At 65.7% G+C, this 25960-nt stretch carries 28 protein-coding genes and 1 tRNA gene; 23 read left to right on the forward strand and 6 right to left on the reverse strand.

From position 1 onward, the window contains the following. Positions 1–3: 3 nt before the first annotated feature. The gene (locus NM962_01670) at positions 4–606 is read right to left on the reverse strand and encodes a TetR/AcrR family transcriptional regulator (protein UVO12902.1); all 603 of its coding nucleotides are present in this window, start codon (positions 604–606) and stop codon (positions 4–6) included. A gap of 45 nt (positions 607–651) precedes the next feature. Here NM962_01670 and NM962_01675 point away from each other — a divergent pair, with 45 nt between their 5' ends. After that, positions 652–1791: a phosphotransferase family protein gene (locus NM962_01675; GenBank protein ID UVO12903.1), complete on the forward strand. Its 1140-nt coding sequence runs from the start codon at positions 652–654 to the stop codon at positions 1789–1791. Beyond that, positions 1791–2906 carry a hypothetical protein gene (locus NM962_01680; GenBank protein UVO12904.1) on the forward strand — a complete coding sequence of 372 codons (1116 nt, stop codon included), beginning with the start codon at positions 1791–1793 and terminating at the stop codon, positions 2904–2906. Before NM962_01675 ends, NM962_01680 begins: the two co-directional genes overlap by 1 nt. A gap of 168 nt (positions 2907–3074) precedes the next feature. On the opposite strand, the gene NM962_01685 is transcribed toward NM962_01680, so the two are convergent. Both NM962_01685 and NM962_01690 read right to left on the reverse strand, forming a co-directional pair. Then, positions 3075–4094 carry a TIGR03617 family F420-dependent LLM class oxidoreductase gene (locus NM962_01685; protein UVO12905.1) on the reverse strand — a complete coding sequence of 340 codons (1020 nt, stop codon included), beginning with the start codon at positions 4092–4094 and terminating at the stop codon, positions 3075–3077. A gap of 18 nt (positions 4095–4112) precedes the next feature. Continuing rightward, entirely contained in the window at positions 4113–5027 is a 915-nt protein-coding gene (locus NM962_01690) for an alpha/beta hydrolase (protein UVO14499.1), read from the reverse strand. A 180-nt stretch (positions 5028–5207) separates the two neighbouring features. Between NM962_01690 and NM962_01695 the strand changes: the two genes are divergently transcribed. The 4 genes from NM962_01695 (at position 5208) to NM962_01710 (ending at position 8118) form a co-directional block, all read left to right on the forward strand. Continuing rightward, positions 5208–6182 (forward strand): NADPH:quinone oxidoreductase family protein, encoded by a 975-nt coding sequence (locus tag NM962_01695; GenBank protein ID UVO12906.1) that lies wholly within the window; start codon positions 5208–5210, stop codon positions 6180–6182. Between the two features lie 453 nt (positions 6183–6635). Next, positions 6636–6857, forward strand: coding sequence for a type II toxin-antitoxin system Phd/YefM family antitoxin (locus NM962_01700; GenBank protein ID UVO12907.1), 222 nt, complete (start codon positions 6636–6638; stop codon positions 6855–6857). Then, positions 6848–7243: a type II toxin-antitoxin system VapC family toxin gene (locus NM962_01705; protein UVO12908.1), complete on the forward strand. Its 396-nt coding sequence runs from the start codon at positions 6848–6850 to the stop codon at positions 7241–7243. The genes NM962_01700 and NM962_01705 overlap by 10 nt, the downstream gene beginning before the upstream one ends. A gap of 53 nt (positions 7244–7296) precedes the next feature. After that, positions 7297–8118, forward strand: coding sequence for a ketosteroid isomerase family protein (locus NM962_01710; protein ID UVO14500.1), 822 nt, complete (start codon positions 7297–7299; stop codon positions 8116–8118). Positions 8119–8127: 9 nt separating this feature from the next. On the opposite strand, the gene NM962_01715 is transcribed toward NM962_01710, so the two are convergent. After that, positions 8128–8883: a DUF1295 domain-containing protein gene (locus NM962_01715; GenBank protein UVO12909.1), complete on the reverse strand. Its 756-nt coding sequence runs from the start codon at positions 8881–8883 to the stop codon at positions 8128–8130. Positions 8884–8956: 73 nt separating this feature from the next. Then, positions 8957–9460, reverse strand: a complete 504-nt coding sequence (locus NM962_01720; GenBank protein ID UVO12910.1) for a hypothetical protein — start codon at positions 9458–9460, stop codon at positions 8957–8959. 142 nt (positions 9461–9602) lie between these two features. On the opposite strand from NM962_01720, the gene NM962_01725 reads away from it, so the two are divergent. The 5 genes from NM962_01725 (at position 9603) to NM962_01745 (ending at position 13356) form a co-directional block, all read left to right on the forward strand. Further along, positions 9603–9869 carry a hypothetical protein gene (locus NM962_01725; protein UVO12911.1) on the forward strand — a complete coding sequence of 89 codons (267 nt, stop codon included), beginning with the start codon at positions 9603–9605 and terminating at the stop codon, positions 9867–9869. Positions 9870–10020: 151 nt separating this feature from the next. After that, complete coding sequence (locus NM962_01730; protein UVO12912.1) at positions 10021–11382, forward strand: TIGR00366 family protein; 1362 nt, start codon at positions 10021–10023, stop codon at positions 11380–11382. A gap of 75 nt (positions 11383–11457) precedes the next feature. Then, a complete protein-coding gene (locus tag NM962_01735) occupies positions 11458–12258 on the forward strand; it encodes a maleylpyruvate isomerase family mycothiol-dependent enzyme (protein ID UVO12913.1) in 801 nt (266 codons plus the stop codon). A 38-nt stretch (positions 12259–12296) separates the two neighbouring features. After that, complete coding sequence (locus tag NM962_01740) at positions 12297–12962, forward strand: DsbA family protein (GenBank protein UVO14501.1); 666 nt, start codon at positions 12297–12299, stop codon at positions 12960–12962. A 190-nt stretch (positions 12963–13152) separates the two neighbouring features. After that, a complete protein-coding gene (locus tag NM962_01745; protein UVO12914.1) occupies positions 13153–13356 on the forward strand; it encodes a cold-shock protein in 204 nt (67 codons plus the stop codon). Positions 13357–14387: 1031 nt separating this feature from the next. Here NM962_01745 and NM962_01750 read toward each other — a convergent pair. Then, a tRNA-Met gene (locus NM962_01750) sits at positions 14388–14461 on the reverse strand. A 430-nt stretch (positions 14462–14891) separates the two neighbouring features. Between NM962_01750 and NM962_01755 the strand changes: the two genes are divergently transcribed. Genes NM962_01755 through NM962_01810 form a run of 12 tightly spaced genes read left to right on the forward strand, consistent with a single transcriptional unit; the run spans position 14892 to position 25956 of the window. Next, a complete protein-coding gene (locus NM962_01755; GenBank protein UVO14502.1) occupies positions 14892–15116 on the forward strand; it encodes a hypothetical protein in 225 nt (74 codons plus the stop codon). A gap of 55 nt (positions 15117–15171) precedes the next feature. Further along, a complete protein-coding gene (locus NM962_01760) occupies positions 15172–16008 on the forward strand; it encodes an ABC transporter permease (protein ID UVO14503.1) in 837 nt (278 codons plus the stop codon). Positions 16009–16011: 3 nt separating this feature from the next. Next, the gene (locus NM962_01765) at positions 16012–16872 is read left to right on the forward strand and encodes an ABC transporter permease (protein UVO12915.1); all 861 of its coding nucleotides are present in this window, start codon (positions 16012–16014) and stop codon (positions 16870–16872) included. 3 nt (positions 16873–16875) lie between these two features. Continuing rightward, complete coding sequence (locus tag NM962_01770) at positions 16876–18321, forward strand: MCE family protein (protein UVO12916.1); 1446 nt, start codon at positions 16876–16878, stop codon at positions 18319–18321. After that, the gene (locus NM962_01775) at positions 18318–19367 is read left to right on the forward strand and encodes an MCE family protein (protein UVO12917.1); all 1050 of its coding nucleotides are present in this window, start codon (positions 18318–18320) and stop codon (positions 19365–19367) included. The genes NM962_01770 and NM962_01775 overlap by 4 nt, the downstream gene beginning before the upstream one ends. After that, positions 19364–20398, forward strand: a complete 1035-nt coding sequence (locus tag NM962_01780; protein UVO12918.1) for an MCE family protein — start codon at positions 19364–19366, stop codon at positions 20396–20398. Before NM962_01775 ends, NM962_01780 begins: the two co-directional genes overlap by 4 nt. Continuing rightward, the gene (locus NM962_01785) at positions 20395–21531 is read left to right on the forward strand and encodes an MCE family protein (GenBank protein UVO12919.1); all 1137 of its coding nucleotides are present in this window, start codon (positions 20395–20397) and stop codon (positions 21529–21531) included. Before NM962_01780 ends, NM962_01785 begins: the two co-directional genes overlap by 4 nt. A 17-nt stretch (positions 21532–21548) precedes the next feature. Continuing rightward, positions 21549–22643 (forward strand): MlaD family protein, encoded by a 1095-nt coding sequence (locus NM962_01790; protein ID UVO12920.1) that lies wholly within the window; start codon positions 21549–21551, stop codon positions 22641–22643. After that, positions 22640–23911, forward strand: a complete 1272-nt coding sequence (locus NM962_01795; GenBank protein ID UVO12921.1) for an MCE family protein — start codon at positions 22640–22642, stop codon at positions 23909–23911. The genes NM962_01790 and NM962_01795 overlap by 4 nt, the downstream gene beginning before the upstream one ends. Positions 23912–23928: 17 nt before the next feature. Next, positions 23929–24558, forward strand: a complete 630-nt coding sequence (locus NM962_01800) for an Mce protein (GenBank protein UVO12922.1) — start codon at positions 23929–23931, stop codon at positions 24556–24558. Between the two features lie 19 nt (positions 24559–24577). Further along, complete coding sequence (locus tag NM962_01805) at positions 24578–25156, forward strand: hypothetical protein (GenBank protein ID UVO12923.1); 579 nt, start codon at positions 24578–24580, stop codon at positions 25154–25156. Then, positions 25153–25956, forward strand: coding sequence for a DUF3298 domain-containing protein (locus tag NM962_01810; GenBank protein ID UVO12924.1), 804 nt, complete (start codon positions 25153–25155; stop codon positions 25954–25956). Before NM962_01805 ends, NM962_01810 begins: the two co-directional genes overlap by 4 nt. Positions 25957–25960: the final 4 nt, after the last annotated feature.

Raw genomic sequence — 25960 nt, forward strand, 5'->3', positions numbered from 1 at the left:
GGTCTATGCCATCACACCGTGGGCGATGATGTCGGCTATCCGTTGCACCCACTCATCGTCGAGATCGTCGTCGGGGCGCAGCATCATGGCTAGCAGCGTTGCACCGCCGATTATCTCGACGAGCCGGTCGGGGTCTACATCGGCTCGCGCATCGCCGCGGCTGATCGAATCGGCCACCCAGTGCCGCATCACCTCGAACAGGCCCTGGAAGCGTTCCAGGATGCGCTCGGTCAATTCGGCGTTGCGGGCCATGTCGGCGATCAGGCCCGGCAGGGCGGCCCGCACCACCGGGCTGGTGAAGGCGTCACGCGCGCCGGCCATCATGGCCCGGAGGTCGCCGGACACATCGCCTGGCGGCGCAGTCACTGCATTAGGTGGTACTGAGAACGCGGCCTCGTGCACCAATTCGGCTTTGCTGGGCCACCGCCGGTAGAGGGCGGTCTTGGTGGTCCCGGCACGCTCGGCGACTGCCGCCAGGCTCAGATTCGAATATCCGACTTCGACAACCAGTTCCGCGGCGGCCTGCAATATGGCACCGTCGATGCGGGTATCACGGGGGCGTCCGGCACCGGACCCCTTGTCAACGGCTGAAGGTTCTGCTTTCATAACGCTACCTGTCGTATCGTAATTACCTTAACGGAGGATACAACCGTGGTCGACCAACCGACTGTGGAAAAGGACGTCGGCCGGATCCAACGTTCTAGCCGCGATGTCACCACACTGCCCACGGTAATGTCTCGCTGGCTTGCCACGCAGTTGCCCGGCGCGATCACGCCGGAGATCACCGTGGAAAGCGGTGTCGACACCAACGGCATGTCGTCGGAAACGATCATGCTCACCGGTCGCTGGAGCGCCGACGGCGCCCCGGTCGAACAGCGTTGGGTGATGCGGGTGGCACCGGCAGCCGAGGACGTGCCGGTGTTCCCGACCTACCGGCTGGACCACCAGTTCGAGGTGATGCGGCGCGTCGGTGAGCTCACCGATGTCCCGGTGCCGAAAGTCCGTTGGATCGAACCGACCGGTGACGTACTGGACCGGCCGTTCTTCCTGATGGACCGCATCGACGGCGAGGTGCCGCCCGACGTCATGCCCTATACCTTCGGCGGCAACTGGTTCGCCGATGCGTCCGCAGAGCAACAGCGGACCCTGCAGGACTCCACCGTCGAGGTGCTCGCCAAGTTGCACGCCATCGGTGATGCCGAGCAGACCTTCGCCTTCCTCGACGAGGGGTCACACGGAGCCACCGCGCTGCGCCGTCACTTCGAGGGTGTGCGGCAGTGGTACGAGTTCGCGGTGCCCGACATGGGGCGCTCGCCGCTGTTGGACCGCGCCTTCGCCTGGCTGGAACAGAACTGGCCGGATGATGTGGCCGCTGGCGAGACGGTGCTGTGCTGGGGTGACTCCCGGGTCGGCAACGTGCTCTACCGCGATTTCCGACCAGTCGCCGTGCTGGACTGGGAGATGGTGGCCCTGGGGCCGCGCGAGCTCGACGTCTCGTGGGTTATCTTCGCGCACTTGGTGTTCGAGGAACTCGCCGGACTCGCCGGGTTTCCTGGGCTTCCGCAGGTGCTGCGCGAGGACGACGTGCGGGCCACCTACCAGAAGCTCACCGGCGTCGAACTCGGTGACTTGCACTGGTTCTACGTCTACGCCGGCGTGATGTGGGCCATCGTGTTCATGCGGACCGGGGCCCGTCGGGTGCACTTCGGGGAGATGGAGAAGCCCGACGACCCCGAATCGTTGTTCTATCACGCCGGATTGCTCAAGAAGTTGATCGGAGAACAGAGCTGATGCTGGGGCCACTCGACGAATTCCCGGTTCACCAACTACCGCAGCCAATCGCCTGGCCGGGCTCCTCGGATCGCAACTTCTACGACCGGTGCTATCTGAATGCCCACGACCGCACCGGGGACATCTTCTTGATCACCGGGTGCGGCTACTACCCCAACCTCGGCGTCAAGGACGCCTACGTGCTGGTACGCCGCGGCGACACCCAGACCGCGGTGCACCTGTCCGACGCCATCGACCAAGACCGGCTCAACCAGCGCATCGGCGCCTACCGCATCGAGGTCACCGATCCGCTGCGCTCCCTGCGGGTGGTCATGGATGAGACCGAGGGCATCGCGCTGGATCTGCGCTGGGAGGGCCTGTTCGACCCCGTGCAGGAGCAGCGGCACATCCTGCGGACCGGCAACCGGGTGACCCTGGACGCGCAGCGGTTCGCTCAATTGGGCTCGTGGAGTGGGCAGATCGCGATCGATGGTGAGGAGATCGCCGTCGACCCCGCGGTCTGGATCGGCTCTCGCGACCGCTCCTGGGGCATCCGCCCGGTCGGTGAACGCGAACCGGCGGGCCGGCCCGCAGACCCGCCGTTCGACGGCATGTGGTGGCTGTATCTGCCGATGGCGTTCGAGGACTTCGCGGTGGTGATGATCATCCAGGAGGAGCCCAACGGTTTCCGTTCGCTCAACGACTGCAGCCGGGTCTGGCGCGACGGCCGTGTCGAGCAGCTGGGCTGGCCACGGATCTCCACTCGCTACCGCTCTGGCACCCGCATCGCCACCGGAGCCACCATCGAGGCCACCCGCCCCGATGGCACACCGGTGGTGTTCGAGGTGGAATCCAAACTGCCGGTGCCCATTCACGTCGGCGGCGGCTACGGCGGCGACATCGACTGGCTGCACGGTGAGTGGAAGGGCGAGAAGTTCACCGAGCGCCTGACTTATGACATGAACGATCCAGGCATCCTGGGGCGCACCAGCTTCGGGATGATCGACCACGTGGGGCGCGCAGTGTGCCGCGACGGCGACGCCGCCCCGGTCGAGGGTTGGGGGCTCTACGAGCACGGCGTGTTGGGCCGGCATGACCCGACGGGATTCCCCGACTGGGTCACTATGGCACCCTAGGAGCTCGTCTCTTCTACGGCGTTTCGTCGTGTCGCCCTGCACACTCAACGCCCTGAACGCACACTCAACGCAAGGGGCGAGAACCATTCGCCACGTCGGCGCTCGTTGACTGTGCATCTGAGGCATTGACTGTGCGGTCAAACCATGGCTGCATGCTCGCCCACCGCGCTAACCAGCCGCTCCCTTGGCAGTGGATAGTTCCCTGACGATCTCACCGATCAACGCCGGGGCGATCGGGGCCGCCTGGTAAACGCAGACGGTGTCCGCGATTCCGTCGACCCGGTCGCGGATGCGCTCGGCCACCTGCGCCGGAGTACCGCATGCGGCGATGGTGTGCAGGATCTCGTCGGTGATCCGTGCGCCCATCTGCGCCCATTGGCCCTGCTTGGACAGTGCGTTGAGTTCGGGCTGCAGATCCTGCCAGCCGTGCGCAGCCAGCACCGGGGCGTACGCCGGCGTCGACGCGTAGAAGCCGAGCAGCATTCGGGCGGCGGCCTCAGCGGCCTCCCGCTCGGCATCGGTGGCGCCGGTGGCCACGATGATTTCCGGCACGACCGCGAAATCCTCGGCCCGACGCCCTGCCTGGGCAAGCCCCGCGTGCACCGCGGACATGGTGCTCTCATGCAGGAATCGCTTGGTGGAGAACGGCATCACCAGTAGGCCGTCGGCGTGCGCCGCGGCCGCACGGGTCAACCGTGGTCCCAGCGCGCCGACGTAGATCGGTGGTGGCCCGTACGGATTCGGTCCGGGGCTGAACGTCGGCGTCATCAACGTGTGCCGGTAGTAGTCACCACGAAAATCCAGGCGGTCACCGGTGTTCCACGATTCGAAGATCGCCCGCAGCGCTGCAACGAGTTCGACCATGCGGTCCACCGGCCGGTCGAAGGCGGCGCCGAACCGCTTCTCGATCTGGGCGCGCACCTGCGTGCCCAGCCCCAGGACGAATCGCCCGCCACTGAGTAACTGGTGATCGTTGGCCTGGTGAGCCAAATGGATCGGGTTGCGGGGGAACGCAATCGCGACGTTGGTCATCAAGTCCAGGCCGCCCACACCGGCTGCCAGTGTCAACGGCGCGAACACGTCGTGCGGACCTTCGAAGGTGAACACCCCGCCGACCCCGGCATCACGCAGCTCGCGGGCCTGATCGACGACACCGGTCAGCCCGCTGAGAGCAGTAAGTACTTTCAACGCGATTCGTCCGGGCCCTTATGAACTGATCTCGGACCCGACGGCCAGACCACCGGCGGATCCGGTAGCCAGGTCCACCAGTTCGCGAAGCTCGCGGTTCACCGCAGCGGGGTGCTCGAGGATCGAGCAGTGGCCCCCGCTGACTTCGACGAACCGGGCGAGATTGGGTGCAGCGTCGGCGATTCGCTGTGAGGCCGCCAGCGGCAACAGCCGGTCCCGGGTGCTACCGATGACCAGGGTCGGCACGGTCAGACCGTCGAGGTTGATGAAGGACGCCGGACCGAGTGCATCGACCAGCGCCCGCACCCAGTGTCCACGGCTGGCCGCCGGTGTCTTGGCGAACAGATCGCAGATCAACGAGGACACCCACGGGTCAGCTTCACCGCCGACGGCAAGCATGTGCACGAATCGCCGCACCGCCAGGTTCGCCGGCCCAACGATCGGCACGTTGCCAAACGCCAGCAGCCCGCGCCGAGCTGCCTGCACCCGGGCGCGCTGCAGAGGCGGAGGCACCTGGAACAGTTCGACTTCGGCCAGCAAGTTGCCGATGGTGGTGTTGATCAGCGCTACCGCATCGGCACGCTCGTGCACTCGGTGCCGATAGCGGTCAGACCAAGCGCTGATTGCCATGCCGCCCATCGAATGTCCGGCGATGACGGCACGCTCCCCCGGCGCCAGGGTGGCCTCCAGCACCGCGTCCAGATCGGAGGCCAGGTGTGTGAGGCTGTATCCGCCGCGCTTGGGCACGCCACTACGTCCATGGCCGCGGTGGTCGTAGGCGATCACCCGGTGATCGACACTCAGGTCGGCAATCTGATGTCCCCACACCCGAACTGCGCAGGTGATGCCGTGCGCCAGCACGATCGGGTAGCCGTCGGCCGGCCCGAAAACCTGAGTGTGCAACTTTGTTCCGTCGGCCGCCCGGACCGCCATGGTGCGGGCCGGCGGCAATTCCGCCGGGAACGTACCGGCATTTCGCCGCCGACTGGACCCCGAACCACTCAGAGCACTCATCGCCACCTCATCGGAAATGCGGCAACGCTGCCGCATCGCGAGCATACGCCTGCGTGGACTAGGTTTTCACCGAAAGCACTACTGACGAAGGGTTCGCCCATGCGCGCGGTACAGATTTCCCAACTCGACGGACCGGAAGCTGCCCAGGTAGTCGATCTCGACGAACCGGCGGGCGAGGGCCTGGTAGTCATCGACATCCACGCCGCCGGGGTGGCGTTTCCCGATGTGTTGCAATCCCGCGGGCTCTATCAGCACAAGCCGGAGCTGCCGTTCGTGCCGGGCGGCGAGGCGGCCGGTGTGGTGCGTAGCGCACCGGACGGCGCGCATGTGCGAGCCGGTGACCGGGTGGCGGTTTTGACCATGCTCAACGGCGGGATGGCGCAAGTGATCGCGGCGCCTGCCGCCCAAGTGTTCAAGCTGCCGGACACGGTGTCCTTCGAGGCCGGTGCCGGACTGTTGTTCAACGACCTGACGGTGTTGTTCGCGCTGACCACGCGTGGCCAGCTGGCCGAAGGCGCCACGGTGTTGGTGCACGGCGCCGCCGGCGGGATCGGCACCTCCACGCTGCGGCTGGCCGGACCGCTGGGGGCCTCACGGGTGATCGCGGTGGTTTCCACCGAGGCCAAAGCCGAAGTGGCGCGGACTGCGGGCGCCACCGACACCGTGCTCGCCGACGGATTCCGCGAGGCGGTGGCCGAGCTGACCGGCGGGCGCGGGGTGGACCTGGTGCTCGACCCGGTGGGCGGTGACCGGGTCACCGACTCGCTGAGGTCACTCGCCCCCGGCGGAAAGCTGTTGGTGGTGGGCTTCACCGGTGGCGACATCCCGACGGTGAAGGTGAACCGGCTGCTGCTCAACAATGTCGACGTGGTGGGCGTCGGCTGGGGCGCGTGGGTGATGTCGCACCCGGGCGAGCTGGAGCGCCAATGGGAGACATTGGAGCCGCTGCTGGCCTCCGGCAAAGTGGCCGCGCCGCAACCGGATGTATTCGGCCTCGATCGCGCCGCAGATGCGTTGGCCGCACTGGAGAATCGCACCGCGGCCGGCAAGGTCGTGCTGCGGATGCGCGACTAGGCCGCCGGGCAGCGAGCCGAAACAGTTTCCCACGCGCGCAGATCCGCCATCCACCCTGCGGTAGCCGCGATCGCTCCCGGTGAGCACGTACGGATCCAGGAGCCCTGCGACCGAGATCGACGAGAGGCTAACGGCGGTTGCGGATGCAGTCGTAGTTTCGCCGGTGCAGCCGCCCACCGAGCAACCACCACAGCACGGGTGGCGGGTCTGACGCTGACACGCCGAGCTCATCACTGCGATGCGTATGAGCCTTGTCGATGGCGGATGGCCGGCCGAGTGGGCCGCAGCCGCCATCGATGAAAATCTGGCTATCGCGTCCACGTACCCGGCTGGAACCGTCATTGAACGAAAGTTCGACGAATACCGAGCACGAACCGCCTAGCCGCGATCCCGCTCACATGCAGTTGACCAACTATGTTGACCAACCCTGGTCAACTACTTAGCATCGATGTCATGAAGCAGGTCAAGGTCCAGTACGCGAAGACACACCTGTCGGCGCTGATCGCCGCCGTCGAGGGCGGCGAAGAGTTTGTCATCGCCCGCGGCGACCAGCCGGCAGCCCGCCTGGTCCCGCTCGCCAGCCAAGGTGATCGCGAGCTCGGCTTCGTCCCCTACGCGGTTCCCGATGAGTTCTTCGACCCACTGCCCGAAGATGAACTCACCGCATGGCAGTGACCTATCTGCTGGACACTCATGCTGTGCTGTGGACACTCACGGCCCCGGGCCGCCTGGGACGCAACGCCCGCGAAGTCCTCACCGACCGATCCGTCGCCATCGTCGTGTCGACGGTGTCAGCCTGGGAACTGTCCACCAAGCAGCGGTTGGGCAAGCTTCCTCGGGCAGACGCGATCCTTGGCGCCTATTCCAGGCATCTCGATCGCTTGGGCGCCAGCAGACTGCCGATCACCGAGGAACACGCACTACTGGCTGGACGACTTGACTGGGATCACCGGGACCCGTTCGATCGCATGCTGGCGGCCCAGACGATCATCGAGTCGATGACCCTCATCACCGGTGATGCCGCATTCGTCGGGCTTGCTGGCGTTCCCATGTTGTGGTGACTGTTCACGGCTCTGCAGACCAAGACCGAGATTTTCAAAACGAGAGGAATCCGATGCCGGACCAGCGTTCTCCGCACAGCGCCAGTGCCCTGCTCGACGCCGTCGAGCAATCGCCGAAAGCTGTGGCAGTACACGATAAGTCGGCGTGGGTCGGAATCTTCGCCGCCGACGGCGAGGTGAACGATCCCGTCGGTTCGACCCCCCATATCGGCACGGCTGCCATCGGGCGCTTCTTCGACACCTTCATTGCCCCGAACACCATCGCCTTTGATGTGCAGAACGATGTGGTCGCCGGCATGTCGGTGCTACGAGACCTCACGGTGCACACCACGATGTCGACGGGTGTGACCATGCATATCCCGATGCACCTGCGCTATGACCTGGTCGCGCAGGGCCCGGATGGCTCACTGAAGATCCAGCGGTTGTTCGCGCACTGGGAGTTGCAAAAGATGGTCGGGCAGCTCCTGACCTCGGGTGGCCGCGGCCTGCTGGCCTCGGTGATCCTGGGCCCCCAGCTGATTCGTCACCAAGGACTTTCTGGCTGCGCTGGATTCCTGCGCGGCCTTTCTGGGGTACGCAAGCGTGGAAAGCGTCGGGTCGAAGCCCTTGTCGCGGCGCTGGCGCGGAGTGATGCGGCCGCGGTCTCGGCGCTGTTGGCTCCCAACGCCACGCTGAGCCTGGACGGCGTTTCCGAGACGTCAGTTGCCGAGTTCGTCTCAACTGCACAGCATCTCGCGGTTGAGAAGCTCCTAGCCGCAGGGCATACCGTTACCGCGACCGTACAGCTGGACGGCAAGCGCGGGGTGGGATTGTTCGAGTTCGCCAAGGACGCCGCTGATCGGGGCGTAATTTCCGCTGTCCGCCTCTATATCTGAGACGGACAGCTACAGCACGCCTGGAATGATCGCTTTGCGATTGGGCGGATAGTCGGGGAACTGCTGCTGGTACCACTTGTGGGTGGCCATCGCCCTGGGCCCCAGGTTGGCGATCGAGAAGAACACGAAGATCAGGCCCGGAAGGGTCCAGGCCATGACCGCCCAGCCGGTCCACAAGATGAGCTCTCCGAAATAGTTGCCCGACGACACCCAGCGATACACCCCGCCGTAGGGGATGCTGTATCCGCTGCTGCCATCGGCACGCAGGCCGATCAGGATGCGGTCGGCCTGGAAATTGATCCCCCATCCGATCACGGCCACGGCGAGACCCAGGATGAAGCGTGGGTCGACAAACCAGTGCTCCTGTTGCAAGTGCGGGGCCAGCGCCACGGCGTAACCGTTGGCAAAACCGTTGACGGCGTTGAAGACGAAGCCGAATGCGATACCTGAGATCGGGAAGCGCTTGTCATCGCCCTTGCGGCTCAGCGGATAGATCAACCCGCGGTAGAGGTAGTGGCACTGCCACAGTGCGTACAACACGACCGCCGGTGCCCCGTGCTGATGCGCGACGAGCCAGAACGTCACGGTGAAAGCCCACCACTGGGGGCATTCGAACATCAGCCAGCTGATCTTTCCCGGCAGCGTGAAGCGGTCATCCGGGCTGGCGAAGCGGCCATAGGGGTTGGTGAACCAAAAGCTGCTGACGAAGGTGACGATCGTCAAGACGATCAGGAAGACGACAGCGGCGTGATACAGACCGGCCATGGCGGAACCTCTCATCCAGGATGTAGGCAGTAGTAGCACATCCGGCCGGCACGGTCGTACTGCGGATGCGCGACTAGCCCGCGGCGTCGTCCCGCCTGCCCGCCGCAAAGTGGTCGAACGCAGCACGCATGTCGCTGAGCTTTCCGTCGGTGCCCTGTAGCGACAACGTCACGTGACCAAAAGATCTGGCCACCAGCCGCTTACGGCCCGCAAGCCTCGAGTCGTCGGTAAGAAACAGGTGTGCCAGCTGCACCCGGCCGGTGTCCACGGTCGTGATGCGCTCGATGGCGCTCCACGGAATCACCTGATTGCCGCTGCGCCGCCCGTAGACACCTTCGGCGTCGATGCGGACCTCGGCACCGGAAGAGAACAACCGCGCTACAAGCACCGCCACCCCGAACCCGAAGAAGGCGATCGCGATCCAGCCGAAGACGTGCAGAGCCTGCGGCGACCAGCCGCGGATGGGCCCCACCGGCCCGAATCCCCCGGCCAACCACACCCCGATCAGGACGAACGCCCCTGCGATGGCGAGCAGCGAGGCGATTTTGCGTCGGTCCGGATGCGCTTCGAATGGCATGTGACCTCCCCTGTCGACGGAGCTGACTCTAGTGCGCACCGGTGGAGGCGCGCCCCTCGAAGCCGACAAGTTGCTAGGTATCGCTGATGCGCGCCTTGAACGCCGGGCACTCGACCAATGGCGTATGGGTGCGGGTCACGGCGTGCGTGAGGCTGTCCGGCATCCGGGTGTGGCGGGCGATCCGGAGTTCGCCGCGGCGCACCGAGCGACCATGGAGGCCAACGTCGGCGAGTGGATCGAGGCCGACACCATGCCCGGCGCCACCGAGGACCAACTGCGGCTGGCCATCACGATGATGTACACCATGGTCGACTCGTTCATGCACCGGTGGCTGGTCGACGGCTGGCCGCTGGAGCGCGAGGCCGCCATCGAGGCGATGACCGACGCGCTGCACGCCACCATGCGCTGAAAACGCCAGCTCGAGCGGCCGCGGCACTTATCGTGGCACAACGCACGAGCGACCGCGGTGCGAGCGGTTCTTCAGACGAGAGGCTGGCCCGATGACGGAGCTACGGGCAGATGGCGCAAGGACCGAGCGACCGACACCGCGCCGAGGCGTCATGCAATCGCTCACCGGGCTCAGTGTCCGCTACGTCGAGCGCCTGATGCCCGACCCGTATCTGTTCGCGGTGATCCTCACGTTGATCGTCGCCGGGTTGGTCGCTGCATTGGTGCGCGGAGCGTCAGCCAGCGGCATGTTGCACGCGTGGTACGCCGGGGTGTGGGGACAGCAGAACATCTTCACGTTCGCCTTCCAGATGGTGCTGATTCTGGTGACCGGCTACACGCTGGCTGAGGCACCTGTGTTGAAGCGGGCCATCGTGCGTGTCGCGGAAATGCCGCGCAGTCAGGTGCAGGCCGCGTTGCTGTGCTTCAGCGTCAGCGCCGTTCTATCGCTGCTGAACTGGGGCCTGGGACTGGTGGCCGGCGCACTGGTCGCCCGGCAGGTGGCGCGACGTTTTCCCGACTCCCATTTCGGCTACCTGATCGCCGCAGCGTTCATGGGCTTTATCGTCTGGACGCAGGGGCTCTCGTCGTCGATCGCGCTGGCCAACACCGACGCCGGCAGCCCCATCAACGTGATCCATAGGATCGCCGGATTCACCGTGCCGTTGCGCCAGACCATCTTCCAGCCGTACAGCTGGCTGTCGGCACTCCTCGTGCTGGGGGTGCTCGCGCTTGCGGTGTGGCGGATGGAGCCGGCTGACGCTCTTGTGCCGGATCCCGCGGTGTTCGAGGAAGAGCCGGAAATTGCCGACCAGCGCGGCACGACGTTCGCCGAACGGCTGGAGAATCAGTGGATCCTCAATGTTCTGCTGTTCGCCGCGGGCATCACGTATTTCGCGGCCAGTGGGTTCGCGCTGAACATCTCCTCGATGATCATGCTGTTCACCATCACCAGCGCCCTGCTGCACCGCACGCCGATTCGATTCATCCGGGCCTTCACCGGTGCGGCGAAGGTATCGGGCCCCCTACTGCTGCAATATCCGCTCTACGGCGGACTGGTGGGGCTGCTGGCGTACACCGGCGCCGAGGACGCCAAGCCGTTGCAGACTTTGCTGGCCCAGACGCTGGTGAACGGTGCCACGGAGTACACCCTGCCGTTCCTGACGTTCATCGGCTCGGTGATCATCAGCCTGTTCGTGCCGTCCGGCGGCGGACACTGGGCGGTGCAGGGCCCGATCGCGGTCGACTCCGCCCTGGTGATCGGCCAGCAGTCGCCGGCCTATCTCGGACTGGTGTCCATGGCCGTGGCCGTAGGCGAGGGCGTAGCGAACATGATCCAGCCGTTCTGGTTGCTGCCGCTGTTGGCGATCGCGAAGCTCCATGTTCGCCAGGTGATGGGCTTTACCATCGTGGCGTTCTTCATCGGGTTGGCGGTGCTGGGGGCGATGACGCTGATTGCGCCGTGGGTGATTTGAGGGCCAGCCTCGCTATTTCCTTGATATCTGCTCGTGCGTGTCGGATCCTCGTGACAGAAGCGAAGGAGAACGGCGTTGAACACACCCGTAGCCGAAAGTTTGGACAGCATCACGACTGCCCTGCGGGACTGCTACACCGCGATAGAAGCCCTCTGCACCGATCTCAGCGACGCCGAGTGGAAGGCTCAGTCACTGTGCCCGGACTGGACAGTCCGCGACGTGATCAACCACGTCACGAGTATCGAAGCGGTGATGGCAGGGTGGCTTCCCGACGACGACCGCACTCCGCCGCCATTCGAGAAGGCCGCGGACTTCCTGCGCGACGCCGACACCGACCGCGCGACGTACAGCGACCTGGTCCGCGCGATCTATGACCGCCGTCGCAACGACTTGGCCGCGCTGTCCGGCGCGGATCTGATGCGGCCGTCGTGGACTCCGGTCGGCCCCGCCACCTACGGGAGGTTCCTGGAAATCCGGGTCTTCGACTTCTGGGTGCACGAACGAGACATCACCACCCCGCTCGGCCGAACAACCGAGGACACCGGCCTCGGCGCCGAGATCGCGCTGGCTGAGGTGGCCGGTTCCTTGGGCTACATCGTGGGCAAGAAGGTGGGACTGCCCGATGGAAAGAGCATCACCTTCGATCTCACTGGACCCATCACGCAGCAGCTGCATGTCGCCGTCGATGGACGCGCCAAAGCTGTTGACCACCTGAACAATCCGGATGTCACGGTGGTCACCGATTCCACGACCTTCATCCAGCTGGCGTGCGGACGCATCGACCCGCAGGCCCAGATCGACTCGGGCGCAGTCAGCTGGACGGGCGATAGCGAACTCGGCGATCGTGCCGCCCGCAACCTGAGGTTCACGATGTGATCAGCCGCTCGGATTCCGTCGACTTCCACTTCGACGTCATGTGTCCGTACGCCTATCAGACGTCGCGGTGGATCCGGGAGGTCCGCGACCTCACCGGTCTCACGGTGAACTGGCGCTTCTTCAGCCTGGAGGAGGTCAATCGCCAAAAGGGCAAGAAGCATCCCTGGGAACGCGAGTGGTCCTATGGCTGGTCGATGATGCGCATCGGGGCACTGCTACGTCGCCGATCGATGGCCGACGTCGATGCCTGGTACGAGCGCGCCGGCCGCGCTCTGCACGTCGAGGGCCGCAAGCCGCACGAGAGGGCAGTCGCCCGCCGGCTGCTCGAAGATCTCGGCTTCGATCCCGAACTCGCCGATCAGGCCATCGCCGACCCGACCACCAGCGACGAGGTGCTGGCCGACCATCAACGGGTGGTCGCCGCCAGCGGCTACGGCGTACCCACGCTGTTCTTTCCCGACGGGCAGTGTCTGTTCGGGCCGGTGCTCATCGATCCGCCCACCGGCGAGGCTGCGGTACGACTGTGGGACGCCGTTGTCGGCTGGACGGAGTTTCCGCATCTGTACGAGCTGCAGCGGCCCAAGACCCCTGCCGACGAACAGCGCATTACCGAGACGTTCCGGCCCTATTTGGAGGCGCGGGATTGGGTGTCAATCAATCGGGGCGAGGTGGTCACCTTCGACGTTCGACAGACCGAGGGGTGAAGCGAACCCCGGCCAGTGATCGATGTTGCGGCGGAACCCGCTGCAGAGAATCGTTCAACTGCAGACGCAGCAAAAGCGTCCACCCTCTGCTCTTGCGTAGCAGAGGAACCGCGACCCCCAGGCGATCCGTGCTAGCGTTGGAGACGCGCATCTTGCTTGATGCGCTTGGAAAAATGAGAGAAGTTAAGTAATGGCACAGGGCACTGTGAAATGGTTCAACGGCGAAAAGGGCTTCGGCTTCATCGCCCCCGATGGCGGAGCGCCTGACGTCTTCGTTCACTACTCCGAGATCGGTGGCGGCGGTTTCCGCACGCTCGAAGAGAACGCTCGGGTTCAGTTTGAGGTAGAACAGGGCGCGAAAGGTCCGCAGGCTGTGGGCGTTTCGGTAATCTGATCGAACACACAGACTTCAAAAGGCTGTCGCGGCGCAATGCTGCGGCAGCCTTTTTTGTGATAGGTGTGCCCAGTGTCCATTCCGCGACACCCTGCACGACGGGTGTCGCCGACGAACCTCGGTAACGACCACGCCGCAGCAAAATGGACCGGCGCCACTAGTCCGGTGACTCTCTGGTTTGCGGCTCCAGCGATTGCTCACATCGACTGTTTCTTCGACGAATAGTGATCAGCGACCGCACCGATCCCAACAATGTCAGACCAGTGGCACTGCGCCGCAACAGCCGACTCCGCGGTATCGCGGCATCGCTCGAACCCCGCCAGCGGCCATACTTCACGCTCGCCCCGCCAGGGACTACCACTCGCCGACGCCGGCCAAAAGCCCCAAACGGAAAAGCCCCGAACCTAATGCAGGTTCAGAGCTATTCCGATCTCTTGCGACATCACATTTTAAGCGGGGACAGTGGTCTGGTTCAGGACGTCGGCGACAGATGTCTCACGACATGGGCGACACATGTCTCGGGTCATGGGAGACACCCCCGGCCGGGCGTGATGCTCGGGGATGCCGCAAGCCACTTCGAAGGCCCGCCTGGGTCCTGACTGCCTTGTTCGTCGGATCGTGCGCCTGCGCGGCGAACTGTCCGCCGCCGGCCTCGACGCCGGACCGCACGCCATCGCCTGGCACCTGCAGCACCACCACCGACACCGGGTGGCCCGCTCGACCATCAGCCGCCACCTCTCCGCGGCCGGGCTCACTACCCCCGAGCCGACGAAAGGGTCTGCTGCACGAACAGGTGACATTTAAGTTGGCTTGCCCGATGGGGTGGGCTGGTGAACCCCTCGGCCCCACACTCGGCGCCGAATTTAGCTGGGAAGACGGCAATGGCCTCCAACACGGATGGGCCGGACGATCACGCCCCTAACCCGAAGGACACGCCGACAGCCATACACAATCTGGCCAATGACCCAAAAGTGTTCCCATCGGGATAGAAAACGGCCCCCGGAGAAATCTCCGGGGGCCGTTTCCGCTAGTAGCGGGGACAGGATTCGAACCTGCGACCTCTGGGTTATGAGCCCAGCGAGCTACCGAGCTGCTCCACCCCGCGTCGGTATCTACGAGATTACCGAACGATGACCCGGGCACCAAATCACCTGTTGCCGACGCTGCCGCCAGGATCGGCCGCCCAGAATCCAGGGGTAACCAAAATTAACAAAATGCTGCCTCCGGCCGGATCGGCGTCGCCGCTCCGCAAACCCGTCATACCACCCGCCGCGGCCTGCTCGCAACGATATACACCCAGCTCAAGGCCGGTTTACCTGGACCGAATCGCGCGCGGAAAGCCGCCCCTCCTGGCGCGGTAGCCAATCCCTCGGTTCCCGGGGATCTGACAAAATGGGAAAGCAAAATTAACTTTTCTCTTGCAGGCCCGCACCCTCCGTGGCATGCTGCTCGCACAGCGCCAATTGAGTCCTGCATCACATCCCCCGCCGCTCGCGGCGGGACCACAGAGTCGGGAGAGACTACGGATGCCTGGAATCGTCGACGGCATAGGTCGTCTACTGAGCTATCGGATGAGCGTCGGAGAACTGATCGGGCTGGGCCTGATCCTCGGTACGCCCTACCTGATCATCGGGCTGATCTGGTCGTTGACCCACACCGCGCACCTGCACGACATGCAGGGCGCGGACCTGGTGGTCTCGTTCCTGGGGTCGATCGTGTCGTGGCCGGTGCTGTTGGTCGCCAACGTCTGCATGCAGTGACCCGATGTCTGTATCGGAATCCACCCGTCGCCTGATTCACCTCGCTGATCAACAGATGGCCGGCCGGCCGGGCCTACGGGCCGTGGTGGACTGGCTCCTGCAGTACCTGCAGAACCACCCGATCCAGTCGCTGGGCACCGGCGGCAGCCAGGTGGTGCTCGGGGTCCGGGCCGTGCAGTACCTGTTCGCCGATCTGTTCCGCGGACGCTTCCTGGTCGGAGAATTCATCGATCAGACGGCGTTCGTGGCTAGCGCCGCTTTCCTGCCAACGGTTTTCGTCACCATCCCGGTGGGCGTGACGCTGTCGATCCAGTTCAGCGTGCTGGCCGGCCAAGTCGGTGCCTCCTCACTCGCCGGTGCGGCCACCGGGCTCGTGATCATCCGCCAGGCCGCCCCCCTGGTCGCCGCCATGCTGCTGGCGGTGGCCGTGGGCTCCGCGGTCTGCGCCGACCTGGGCTCGCGCACCATGCGCGAAGAGATCCAGGCCATGGAGGTCATGGGCGTCTCGCCGGTGCGGCGCCTGGTGGTTCCCCGGCTCGCCGCGCTGATGACCGTCGGGGTACTGCTCACCGGCATCACGTTTTTCGTCGGCTACGTCGCCGGCTACATCTTCAACGTGTTCCTGCAGAACGGGACCGCGGGCTCGTTCATCGCGACCTTCTCCTCGTTCTCCGACGTCGGGGACATGTGGCTGGCATTCGCCAAATCCATCGTCTTCGGGATGATCGTTGCGATCGTGAGCTGCCAGAAGGGCCTCGACAGCCACGGCGGTCCTGCCGGAGTCGCCAACTCGGTGAACGCCGCTGTGGTCGAGTCGATCCTGCTGCTGATGTTCGTCAACGTCGTGATGAGCCAGCTCTATGTGATCCTTTTCCCGAGACAGGCGCTGTAGAAGATGGTCATTCCCAGCGCCTTTGAGATCCCCGGGCTGCGACCGATCACCGATCTTTTCAGCGGCGTCTTCATCGCCGTGGCCCGCGCCGGCCACCTGGTGCACTTCTTCGGGCGCACGGTCGCATCCGTCCCGACCATGCTCCGGCACTACCGGCGCGAGATGCTGCGGCTGCTGTCCGATATCGCCTGGGGCAACGGGTCGATCGTCGTCGGTGGCGGCACCATCGCGGTCGCGTTGGCGCTCGGGGCGATCGCCGGTGCACTGGTCGCCGTCGAGGGCTACAACGTCCTGGACCTGCTGGGTTTGGGGCCGGCCACCGGCCTGATCTCGTCGTTCGCCACCACTCGCGAACTCGCCCCGATCATGGTGGGAATGGCGTTCATCGCCCAGGCCGGTTGCCGGTTCACCGCCCAACTCGGAGCGATGCGCATCAACGAGGAGATCGACTCGCTGGAAGCGATGGCGATCAACCCGATTCCGTATCTGGTCACCACCCGGGCGGTCGCCTCGGTGATCGCGGTCGTGCCGCTATTCCTGGTGGCGCTGGGCATCGCCTACCTGTCCTGCCAGTTCTCGGTCATCCTGATCTCCGGGCAGTCCAACGGGTCCTACCTGCACTACTTCTCGCTGTTCGTCAACGGTCGCGACGTGCTCTACGCGACGTTCAAGGCCACCATCTTCGTGTTCGTCTCCTCGACCATCCAGAGCTACTACGGCTTTGTCGCCTCGGGCGGACCGGCGGGTGTCGGTGTGGCCGCCGGACGCGCGATGCGCACCAGCGTCACCGCGGTGGTCGTGGTGAACATGTTCTTGACCATGGCCCTGTGGGGTGTCGAATCCGGCGCCAGGTTCGGGGGCTAGGCGATGCCGAACTCGTTCGACATCGACCCGCGCGGGCCCTCCAACCTCCGGGTGTTCGCGCTGGGTGTCGTGTTCATCGTCATCGCCGTGGCTACCGCCACGCTGATGGTCGCCAAATCCCAGGGCAAGTTGGACAACCTGGTCCGCATCGATGTGCGGCTGTCCAAGATCGGCGATGGCCTGCCGCCGCGCTCCGATGTGAAGTACCACGAACTGCTGGTCGGCTCGGTCGCCGACATCACCCCCTCGACGCACGGGCTGCCCAACGAAGTCCACGTCGTGCTCAAGCCCGAACACGCGGCCACGATCCCCAGCACGGTCACCGCGCGCGTCGTCCCGGCCAACCTGTTCGCCGTCTCGGCGATCCAGTTGGTGGACAACGGTGCCGCCCCCGACCATCTGCGCTCGGGATCGGTGGTCCTCGAAGACCAGTCGCTGCCCACCGTGCTGTTCCAGAACGTGCTGAACAAGCTCCGCCAGTTGATCAGTCCCCTGGGGCGCAGACCTGACGACACCACCGTCGGCGTGATCGCCGCCCTGGGGACCGCCACCCATGGCCGCGGCAACGAGCTGACCGACACCGGTCATAACCTCAATGCGATCCTGGCGCAACTGAACTCCGTCGTCGCCACCGACGACACCGATCCGACCACGCTGTCGGCGCTGTCGGCGGCGGCCGAAGGCCTACAGCGCGTCTCCCCCGAACTGTTCGACGCGCTCGACCGGTCGATTAAGCCGATGGCCACCATCGCCGAAAAGGGGCCGCAACTGTCCAGCCTGCTCACCGGCGGAACCGACACCGCGACCACGTTGGCGAACGCCCTGGAGAACCAAGCCGACCAGATGATCACCATCACCAGCCAGTTCACCCCCGCCCTCGGGGTGATCGCCGATCACGCCGGCGAATTTCACGGGGTGTCAACCAAGTTGCAGACCCTGGCCAACCGGGTCTACGACGTCATCTGGGACCCCAATGAAAATCTTCTGCAGGTCAAGGCGGCCCTCGCACTGACGCCCAGCCGCACCTACGTCCGCGCCGACTGCCCCCGTTACGGTGAGCTGGCCGGACCGAGCTGCGCCACCGCACCCGAAGTGCCCACCGCCCCGGACCTGTTTCCCGCGTTGGGTTCCCAGGGCGTCTCCCCCACCCCGGGCATGACCGAGAACCGGCCGAACCTCACCCCGCCCCGTCACTCCATGCCCGGCGATCCGCAGGGGCCACCCATCCCCCCGCCGCCGGGACCGCCCCCAGCCCCCGAAGAACCCGGCGTCGCTCCCGCGAGCACGGTAATCGGCGGCAACGTCGGCGCGGTGGGCAGCGCGCAGGAAAAGCGACAGATCAACCGGATCACCGGACGCTCCGACACCCCCACGGTGCTGCTACTGGCGCCGCTGCTGCGCGGCAGCACGGTGCACCTGACCCAGATCACGAAAGAAGGTGGCCGGTGAGGAGTCGCTCCAAATCGGTGATCGGCATGGCCCTGTTCACCAGCTTCGCCCTGACCGTCACCTGGATGGTCTACAACACCCTGCGCCGCGACATCGCCGGGCCCACCTCCAGCTACACGGCGATCTTCACCGACGCATCCGGCATGGCTCCGGGCGACGACGTGCGTGTCGCCGGGGTGCGGGTCGGGCGGGTCGACCGGGTGTCCTTGCACGGCAACGCAGCCCAGGTGCAGTTCCGCGTGCAACGCAACCAACAGCTCTACCAGAACACGATCGCCTCGGTGACCTACCAGAGCATCATCGGGCAGCGCTACCTCGGACTGGCTCACGGCCCCGGCGAGCACCACGACATCTTGCCCAACCACGGCCAGATCCCGATCGAGCGCACCAATCCGTCACTGGACGTCTCTTACATGCTCAACGGATTCGAGCCCCTGTTCGCCGAGCTGGACCCCGAACAGGTGGACAACATCAGCAACGCGACAGTTCTGGCGCTGCAAGGCGATCACGCATCCTTGCTGACGTTGATCACCCAGGCCTCGCAGATGGCCGAAACCTTCGCCGGCCCCGACGAAGTGCTCAGCACCCTCATCACCACCCTCAACCAGCTGATGACCGACCTGGCCAAACAGAGCACCAACATGGAGAACATGATCCGCCAGTCCCGCGACACCATAGTCACGCTGGCGAATCACCGTGAACCATTGGTCGACTCGGTCGGCTCGATCAACGCCACGATGGCGCACCTGTCCACCATCGTCGACAACATCACCCCGGATCTCGAAGAGTTCATCGCGCGCCAGCCCGGCCTGCTCAACTACGGAGTCAACGACGGCCGCGAACGATTCGCCTACATGGCGGCGAACCTGCCCTACGTCCTGCAGGGACTGGCCCGGGTCACCCAGAGCGGCACCTACAGCGACGTCTACGCCTGCGAACTGGACTTCGGCCTGTGGCGCGGCCTGTTTCACTGGTTCCGGTCCTTCGTCGGCGCGGCCACCGCCAGCGAAGGCCTGGCCCACCAACATTCGGCGGCGTGCCGATGAGCCTGACCCCCACCGCGCTCAAACGCCCCATCGAATCCTTCAGCCGGCCCTGGATGGGCGTCATCTCGATCGTCGTCATCGTCGCCGTGCTCACGGCCACCGTCGTCTATTCGGGCCTGGGCGTCGGAAAGACCCGCTACCTCGGCCAATTCGCCCAGGCCGCCCAGATCCGCTCCGGCGCCGTGGTGACCGTCGCGGGCGTCAAGGTCGGCACCGTTGAACGCGTCACGCTCGCCGGCGACCATGTGGTCGTCGGATTCAACGTCGAGCACGGCGTGCCGCTGGGCGCCGATACCCGCGCCGCGATCAAGCTGACCACTATCTTGGGATCGCGCTATCCCGAACTGTCACCGGCAGGCACCGGGCAGCTGGAGAACCGGACGATCACCTTGGCGCACACCCAGGTTCCCTACGATCTGCAACGCACCCTCGCCGGGGCGACGCGCACTCTGGGGCCGGTGGACGCCAACCGGTTCGTCGACTCACTGAACATGCTCAACGCGAACCTCGACGGGGTGGCCGAGGAACTGCCGCAGGCGCTGACCAACCTGCAAGCGATGGCCGACATCATCGCCGACCGCCGCGAGCAGCTCGGCACACTGCTGACCAACACCGAAACGCTCACCACCATGCTGCGCGACCAGCGGGCCAACCTCGGCGCTCTGGTCCTACAGGGCCGTGATGTGCTGCGCGAGATCGCCACCCGCCGTGCGGCCGTGCAGCAACTGTTCGCCAGCGCCACGCTACTGGTCGACCGCACCCACGGAATCCTGCGCGATGAGGCGGCCGTCAACCAGATGATCCGCGACTTCGATGAGTTCATGAAGATGACCGCCGAGCACGACGCATTGCTGCGCAGCTTCCTGCAGTCGACCCCGGTCGCGCTACGCAACTTCGCCAACGCCACCGGCAGCGGCAACGCCGCCGACGTCTTCTTGCCGGCCGGCATCTTCGTGGACTCCTGGATGTGTGCCCTGAGCGGACGCGCCAGGCAGTTCAATCTGGTCGAGTACTTCAAGGACTGCGAATGAGTCGCGCTCTGAAGCTCTACGTGCTCGCCGGTGCGGCCGCCCTCGTGTTGGCCGTGACCGGCGCCGCGGTGGCGCCGCAGTTGATCCCCGACCTGCCGAGGCTGTCCCTGCACAAGATCCGGGTGACCGCCCAATTCCAGGACGCCGTAGGGCTTTACGCCGGAAACGGAGTATCGGTGCTCGGCATGGACGTCGGCAAGGTCACCAGCATCACCCCCAAGGGCGGCTACGTCGAGGTGAAGCTCGCGATCGATGCCGGCGTCGACATCCCCGCCGACGCCGAAGCCGTCACCGTCTCCTCCTCGGTGCTCACCGACCGTCACGTCGAGCTCACCCCGGCCTATCGCGGCGGACCCAAGCTGCGCAACGGCGACGTGCTGAGCCTGGACCGCACCCGCACACCGGTGGAGTTCGAACGGACCCTGGCGATGATGGACAAGTTGGGTAGCGCATTGCGCGGCGACGACAACAATGCGGGCCCGCTGGGCGAATTCGTCGCGCTCGGATCGCAGATCACCGTCGGCAACGGACCCGACATCAAAGCCACGCTGGGCCGGCTGTCGCAAGCCCTGCAGGTCGGGCCGGACAAGGGCGCACACAGCAAGAAGACCATCCAGGCGATCATCACAGGCGTCGCCGAGCTCAGCGGGGCAGCGTCGCGAAACGACGCCGCACTGCGGGAATTCGGTTCCTACGTCCACCAGCTCAGCGACATCCTGGCCGCGGAGAACCTGGGCGCGGGCAGCACCGGTGCCAAGATCAACCGGCTGCTCGCCGAGACCTCACGGCTGCTCGACGGCAACCAGGAGCGCCTGCGAGAGGCCTTCGCCGGCGTCCGCACAGTCGCCACCACACTCACCGACAACGAACGCGACCTGCGCGAGATCCTCGACGTGGGGCCGTTGTTCATCGACAACTTCTACAACGTCATCGACGAGAACGCGGGCAGCCTGCGGTCCCACCTGCTGCTGGGAAAGACCTTGTTCAACAGTCAGTTCGGCAAGGAGGTCTGCAACCTGATGGGCCTGCGGCAGCTCGCATGCGCGACCGGAACGGCGCAGGACTACGGACCGGACTTCGGCCTGGGCAGCATGCTCGATCTGATGCAGGACGGGATCGGTGCGCAGCCATGACGCGGCCGACGAGATGGGTGCGCGGGACACGAGCGACGCTGGCGATCGCGACGGCGCTGCTGACCGTCGGATGCGGCCTAGACCTGGAGAGCGTGGCGCTGCCCGCGCCCGGCGGCGGCGGGCCGTACTACACCATCACCGCGATCTTCTCCGATGCACTGAACCTCCCGGAGAAGGCCAAGGTGCGGTTGTACGGGGCACAGATCGGTGAGGTCGAATCCATTCGGGCGCAGGACTTCAACGCCTACATCACCATGCGGATCAAGTCGGCGGTACCGCTGTATGCCGGCAGCACCGCCGAGCTGCGGTCGGCCACCCCGCTCGGCGACATCTTCGTTCAGATCTGGCCCGACAAGAACCGGCCCGACGACGCCCCGCTGCTGCACAACGGCTCGGTACTGCCGCTGGAATCAACCGCTAACGCTCCGACCATCGAGGAACTGATCAGCTCGATGGCGATGCTGGTCAACGGCGGCACGGGGCGCCACCTGGTGTCTATGCTCAACGGCGCGGGCAAGGCCGTCGGCGGACGCGGCGAGAAGCTTGGTCTGCTACTGGACCAGACCGCGACCCTGCTCTCCCGGATGAGCGCCCGGTCGCAGCAGTTGGACCTGACGCTGCGGAGATCGTCGGAGCTGGCCGCGATCATGTCGGCGCGTCAGAACACCTTCGATGATGCCCTCACCCACCTGGCGCCCGCCCTCACCGTGATCTCCGACAACACCTCCGATCTGATCGATCTGGTCGACACCGGCGCGCGGATCACCCGCCAGCTGTCCCGCTTCCCATCTCTGCAAGGCACCGATACCCGCAGCCTCACCGCCGATCTGAACAAGATGGCGGGAGTGTTCAACGAGATCGCCGTCGACCCCGACCTGTCGCTGATGCCGTTCAACCGATTCCTGGGCATCTTGATGAAGACCCTCAACGGCCCTGCCGCGCACGTCAAGGGAGAAATCGACAAGATCACGCTGGTTCCCTGGCCTGACAAGAACTACCCGGGCGATCCCGAATTCCACTGGACCGACGGCACCGACTGGCACCTGATGATCGGTGACCTCCGCTACGAGTGGAACCTGCTGCTCTCCCGGATCTACGGACCGCAGCGATGAGACCCTTCCTCGACCTCCTCGACCTGTTCGCCCGGCTGGGTGTGTGGCTGGTCCAGGTCGGCTACCGCCGCCGCATCCTGTTGTCCGGCATTGGATTGGCGCTGACGACGGTGGTGGCCGCGGCCTATGTGACGATCTTCGGAGTCGGGATCAACCCCGCGCAGAGGACGATCTCGGTGCGGGTGCTGCTGCCGCAGTCCGGCGGCCTGCTGGTCAATCAGGACGTGACGCTGCGCGGCATCCCGATCGGCCGGGTCACCGATGTGCACCTGACCGCGGCGGGAGCCGAGGCCGTCGTCTCGCTGCGGGCCGATCGCCCCATTCCGCGGGATTCCCGGGTGCGGGTGTCCGGGCTGTCGGTCGCCGGTGAGCAATACCTCGACTTTCGCCCCGAGCACGCGGACGGCCCGTACCTCACCAACGGCTCACTGGTCGGCCAAGAGCAGACCAGCGTGCCGGTCTCACTGCCCCAGATCATCGACGACAGCCGCGGCGCCCTGGGCCAGGTCGACGCCGAGAAACTGACAGCGGTCTTCAACGAGCTTCGAGTCGGTCCGGATGGCGGCAAGAAACTGTCTGCGCTGTTGGACGGCACGGCGCTGCTCGCCTCGACGCTCGACGGCGTCTTGCCCGAGACGGTCAGCATGTTGCGCAACACCCAGGTCACTTTCACCACCTTCAGCGACGTCAGCCCGGGATTGAGCGGCACCAGCAACGACCTGCAACAGATCCTCGGCGGAGCCAACGCCATGGACGGCGGGTTCCGCACTCTGGTCGAACTCGGCAGTACTGAACTGGCACAGGTCGACAGCTTCATCGGCGATAACCGGGAGAACGTGTACGCCCTGCTGGGCAACCTGACCACCTTGTCGCAGATTCTCTACCTGCGGGTGCCCGCCCTGCAGGACCTGTGGCGCCCCGACCACGGCTCGCTGGTGGACCGACTGGCCGGCACCGTGCACGACGGCGGCATATGGGTGATCGCCGACATCTATCCCAGGCACCGCTGCGACTACGGCCTGCCCCGCAAACCGCCATCGGCGGTGAATTTCCCTGCGCCGTACCGTTACACCTACTGCCCCGACGACGACCCGTCGCTGCTGGTTCGCGGCGCTCGCAACGCACCACGCCCACCCGGGGACGACACCGCCGGGCCGCCCCCGGGCCACGACCCGCTGGCAACCCTGGAACCGCCTCCGGTCTATCCGCCCTACACCTTGCCCACTCCCGATGGAGGTCCGCAGCTGCCCGCATGGATCCCCAACTGATGAGAAAGCCGAGCCCCATGGGAAAAATCGCCGACCCGGACGTCTTCGACCAAGTCGACAAACAACTCGAGACCGACGCGGGCCACGGTGAGACCACCGCGGGCCGCGCCGTCGCCGAGACCGACATCAGCACCGAGCGCGAACTCGCTGCGCCCTCGGAGTCGGCGTCACCACGCCGCCGAGCGACGGTGGCGCTGCTGGCCGGCGCGTTGATAGCGGCTCTGGCCTATTCGGCATACGCCGGGTGGCGGCTGCACCAACTCGATGCGCGGGCGGCCGCGGGGCAAGCCGCACTCGCGGCCGCCAAGGACTACGCGATCACCTTGACCACCCTGGACACCGCCGACATCGACGGCAACTACGCCCGCGCGCTCGACGGCGCGACCGCCCAGTTCAAGGACGCCTACAGCTTGGGCGCCAAGCAGTTACGCCAGATCCTGATCGACAACAAGGCCACCGGCAGGGGAATCGTCCTGGACGCGGCGGTCAAGTCCGCGACCACCGACCGCGTGGAGGTGTTGCTGTTCGTCGACCAGTCGATCACCAACGCCGTGCGATCGGAACCACGGATCGACCGCAATCGGATCCAGATGACCATGGAACTCGTCGACAACCGCTGGCTGGCCAGCCAGGTCGACCTGACCTAACGGGCTGGAAGACATCGAGATGACCATCGTTGAGACACCCAGTGTGGAGGTGCCACAGGTGATTCCCGCGGATTCGCCGCACCGCTCCCGACTTCGGCGTGCCATCCGGCCCGCAGCGACACTCTGCGCGGTCGCGGTTCTCGCGGGCAGCGGATACCAGGGCTGGCTGCTCTACCAGCAGCATCGATCGACCGTCGCTGCCCGTGAGGCTTCGGCGGCCGCAACGCAATACGCGGTGCTGCTGACGACAGCGAGTCCCGGTACGGTCGATCGGCAGATCACCGAGCTGTTGGACCGATCGACCGGCACATTCCACGACCGCTACGCCAAACAGAGCTCCCAGCTGCGCGCGATGCTGATCGCCAACCAGGTGACCACCAGTGGCACCGTCATCGACTCGGCGGTGAAATCAGCCGACACCACCAACGCCACGGTGCTGCTGTTCGTCGAGCAGACCTTCAGCAGCGCGGCGTTGAAAAAGGACCCTGGAGGCCAGATCGCCCAAGCGCCGCCCGACGTCACCGCCATGGCGCTCACCCTGCACCGAGATGGCGGGCGGTGGCTGGTCAGCGATGTCGTGGCAGGGCAGCAACAATGACGAGTAGCAGCAAAACATGGTGCGGTCTGGCGGCTGCGCTGGTCACCGCAAACACGGTGCTGGCCCCGGCGGCCGTCGCCTCCGCGCCGGGCTTCTGCGACGAGCTACAGGCGAAGTGGGACGGTCAGCGCTGCACAACCCTGGTGTTCTCGCCACGAAAAGCCGAGCGGTACATCGCCTTTGACCTTCCCGAGGCAATGCTGGACAACGCCTCTGCTGGACCGGCGGTGCGCGACTTCTACCGCCGCCTGATGAGCGGCTGGCGCAGCTCGGGTGCCGAGGCGCTGCGCGACAGCAGCGCCATCGCCTACTACGAGGCCTTTCCCGGACCCGGGTCGGTGCAGTCGCTGGTGGTACACGAATGCCTGGAACCGTTTGGGATGCAGGCCAACAACGCCTACCGCACCTTCGTATTCGACATGGCCACCGGGCGCCGCCTGGCCCTTGGCGACCTGTTCAAACCGGGTGTCGACCCGATGGCCGTCATCGCGGGCGCGGCAGCCCCGGTGCTTCCGGCCGCACTGGACGCCGCGGCGCCCCCGCACGCGCCGAACACCTATCCCTTCACCGTCGAGGAGTTTGCGCCCAGTGCACGGGGCAGCGGATACACCGGCGACTACCGGGCGTTCGCACTCACCCCCGACCAACTCGTGCTGTACCTTCCCGACGTCCCGCTGCTGCGGGAGAATCCGCAGCCCGCCGACCGATTCGTGTGGTCCATGGATGGCGGGGCGGTGGTGGCCAGGGTGCCCCTGACGTCGCTGTCGCCCGCACTGCGACCGGAATACGGTGGAACGTGAGATC

It is taken from the genome of Mycobacterium sp. SVM_VP21 (assembly GCA_024758765.1).
Taxonomy (GTDB): Bacteria; Actinomycetota; Actinomycetes; order Mycobacteriales; family Mycobacteriaceae; genus Mycobacterium; species Mycobacterium heraklionense_C.

What these genes read in the sequence shown, in the direction of transcription:
- NM962_01770 (UVO12916.1), top strand. Translation starts at nt 16,876, where the DNA reads ATGCCGAACTCGTTCGACATCGACCCGCGCGGGCCCTCCAACCTCCGG.
- NM962_01670 (UVO12902.1), bottom strand. Translation starts at nt 606, where the DNA reads ATGAAAGCAGAACCTTCAGCCGTTGACAAGGGGTCCGGTGCCGGACGC.
- NM962_01810 (UVO12924.1), top strand. Translation starts at nt 25,153, where the DNA reads ATGACGAGTAGCAGCAAAACATGGTGCGGTCTGGCGGCTGCGCTGGTC.
- NM962_01780 (UVO12918.1), top strand. Translation starts at nt 19,364, where the DNA reads ATGAGCCTGACCCCCACCGCGCTCAAACGCCCCATCGAATCCTTCAGC.
- NM962_01715 (UVO12909.1), bottom strand. Translation starts at nt 8,883, where the DNA reads ATGGCCGGTCTGTATCACGCCGCTGTCGTCTTCCTGATCGTCTTGACG.
- NM962_01700 (UVO12907.1), top strand. Translation starts at nt 6,636, where the DNA reads ATGAAGCAGGTCAAGGTCCAGTACGCGAAGACACACCTGTCGGCGCTG.
- NM962_01805 (UVO12923.1), top strand. Translation starts at nt 24,578, where the DNA reads ATGACCATCGTTGAGACACCCAGTGTGGAGGTGCCACAGGTGATTCCC.
- NM962_01765 (UVO12915.1), top strand. Translation starts at nt 16,012, where the DNA reads ATGGTCATTCCCAGCGCCTTTGAGATCCCCGGGCTGCGACCGATCACC.
- NM962_01795 (UVO12921.1), top strand. Translation starts at nt 22,640, where the DNA reads ATGAGACCCTTCCTCGACCTCCTCGACCTGTTCGCCCGGCTGGGTGTG.
- NM962_01785 (UVO12919.1), top strand. Translation starts at nt 20,395, where the DNA reads ATGAGTCGCGCTCTGAAGCTCTACGTGCTCGCCGGTGCGGCCGCCCTC.
- NM962_01695 (UVO12906.1), top strand. Translation starts at nt 5,208, where the DNA reads ATGCGCGCGGTACAGATTTCCCAACTCGACGGACCGGAAGCTGCCCAG.
- NM962_01710 (UVO14500.1), top strand. Translation starts at nt 7,297, where the DNA reads ATGCCGGACCAGCGTTCTCCGCACAGCGCCAGTGCCCTGCTCGACGCC.
- NM962_01690 (UVO14499.1), bottom strand. Translation starts at nt 5,027, where the DNA reads ATGGCGGTCCGGGCGGCCGACGGAACAAAGTTGCACACTCAGGTTTTC.
- NM962_01705 (UVO12908.1), top strand. Translation starts at nt 6,848, where the DNA reads ATGGCAGTGACCTATCTGCTGGACACTCATGCTGTGCTGTGGACACTC.
- NM962_01800 (UVO12922.1), top strand. Translation starts at nt 23,929, where the DNA reads ATGGGAAAAATCGCCGACCCGGACGTCTTCGACCAAGTCGACAAACAA.
- NM962_01720 (UVO12910.1), bottom strand. Translation starts at nt 9,460, where the DNA reads ATGCCATTCGAAGCGCATCCGGACCGACGCAAAATCGCCTCGCTGCTC.
- NM962_01680 (UVO12904.1), top strand. Translation starts at nt 1,791, where the DNA reads ATGCTGGGGCCACTCGACGAATTCCCGGTTCACCAACTACCGCAGCCA.
- NM962_01730 (UVO12912.1), top strand. Translation starts at nt 10,021, where the DNA reads ATGCAATCGCTCACCGGGCTCAGTGTCCGCTACGTCGAGCGCCTGATG.
- NM962_01760 (UVO14503.1), top strand. Translation starts at nt 15,172, where the DNA reads ATGGCCGGCCGGCCGGGCCTACGGGCCGTGGTGGACTGGCTCCTGCAG.
- NM962_01745 (UVO12914.1), top strand. Translation starts at nt 13,153, where the DNA reads ATGGCACAGGGCACTGTGAAATGGTTCAACGGCGAAAAGGGCTTCGGC.
- NM962_01740 (UVO14501.1), top strand. Translation starts at nt 12,297, where the DNA reads ATGTGTCCGTACGCCTATCAGACGTCGCGGTGGATCCGGGAGGTCCGC.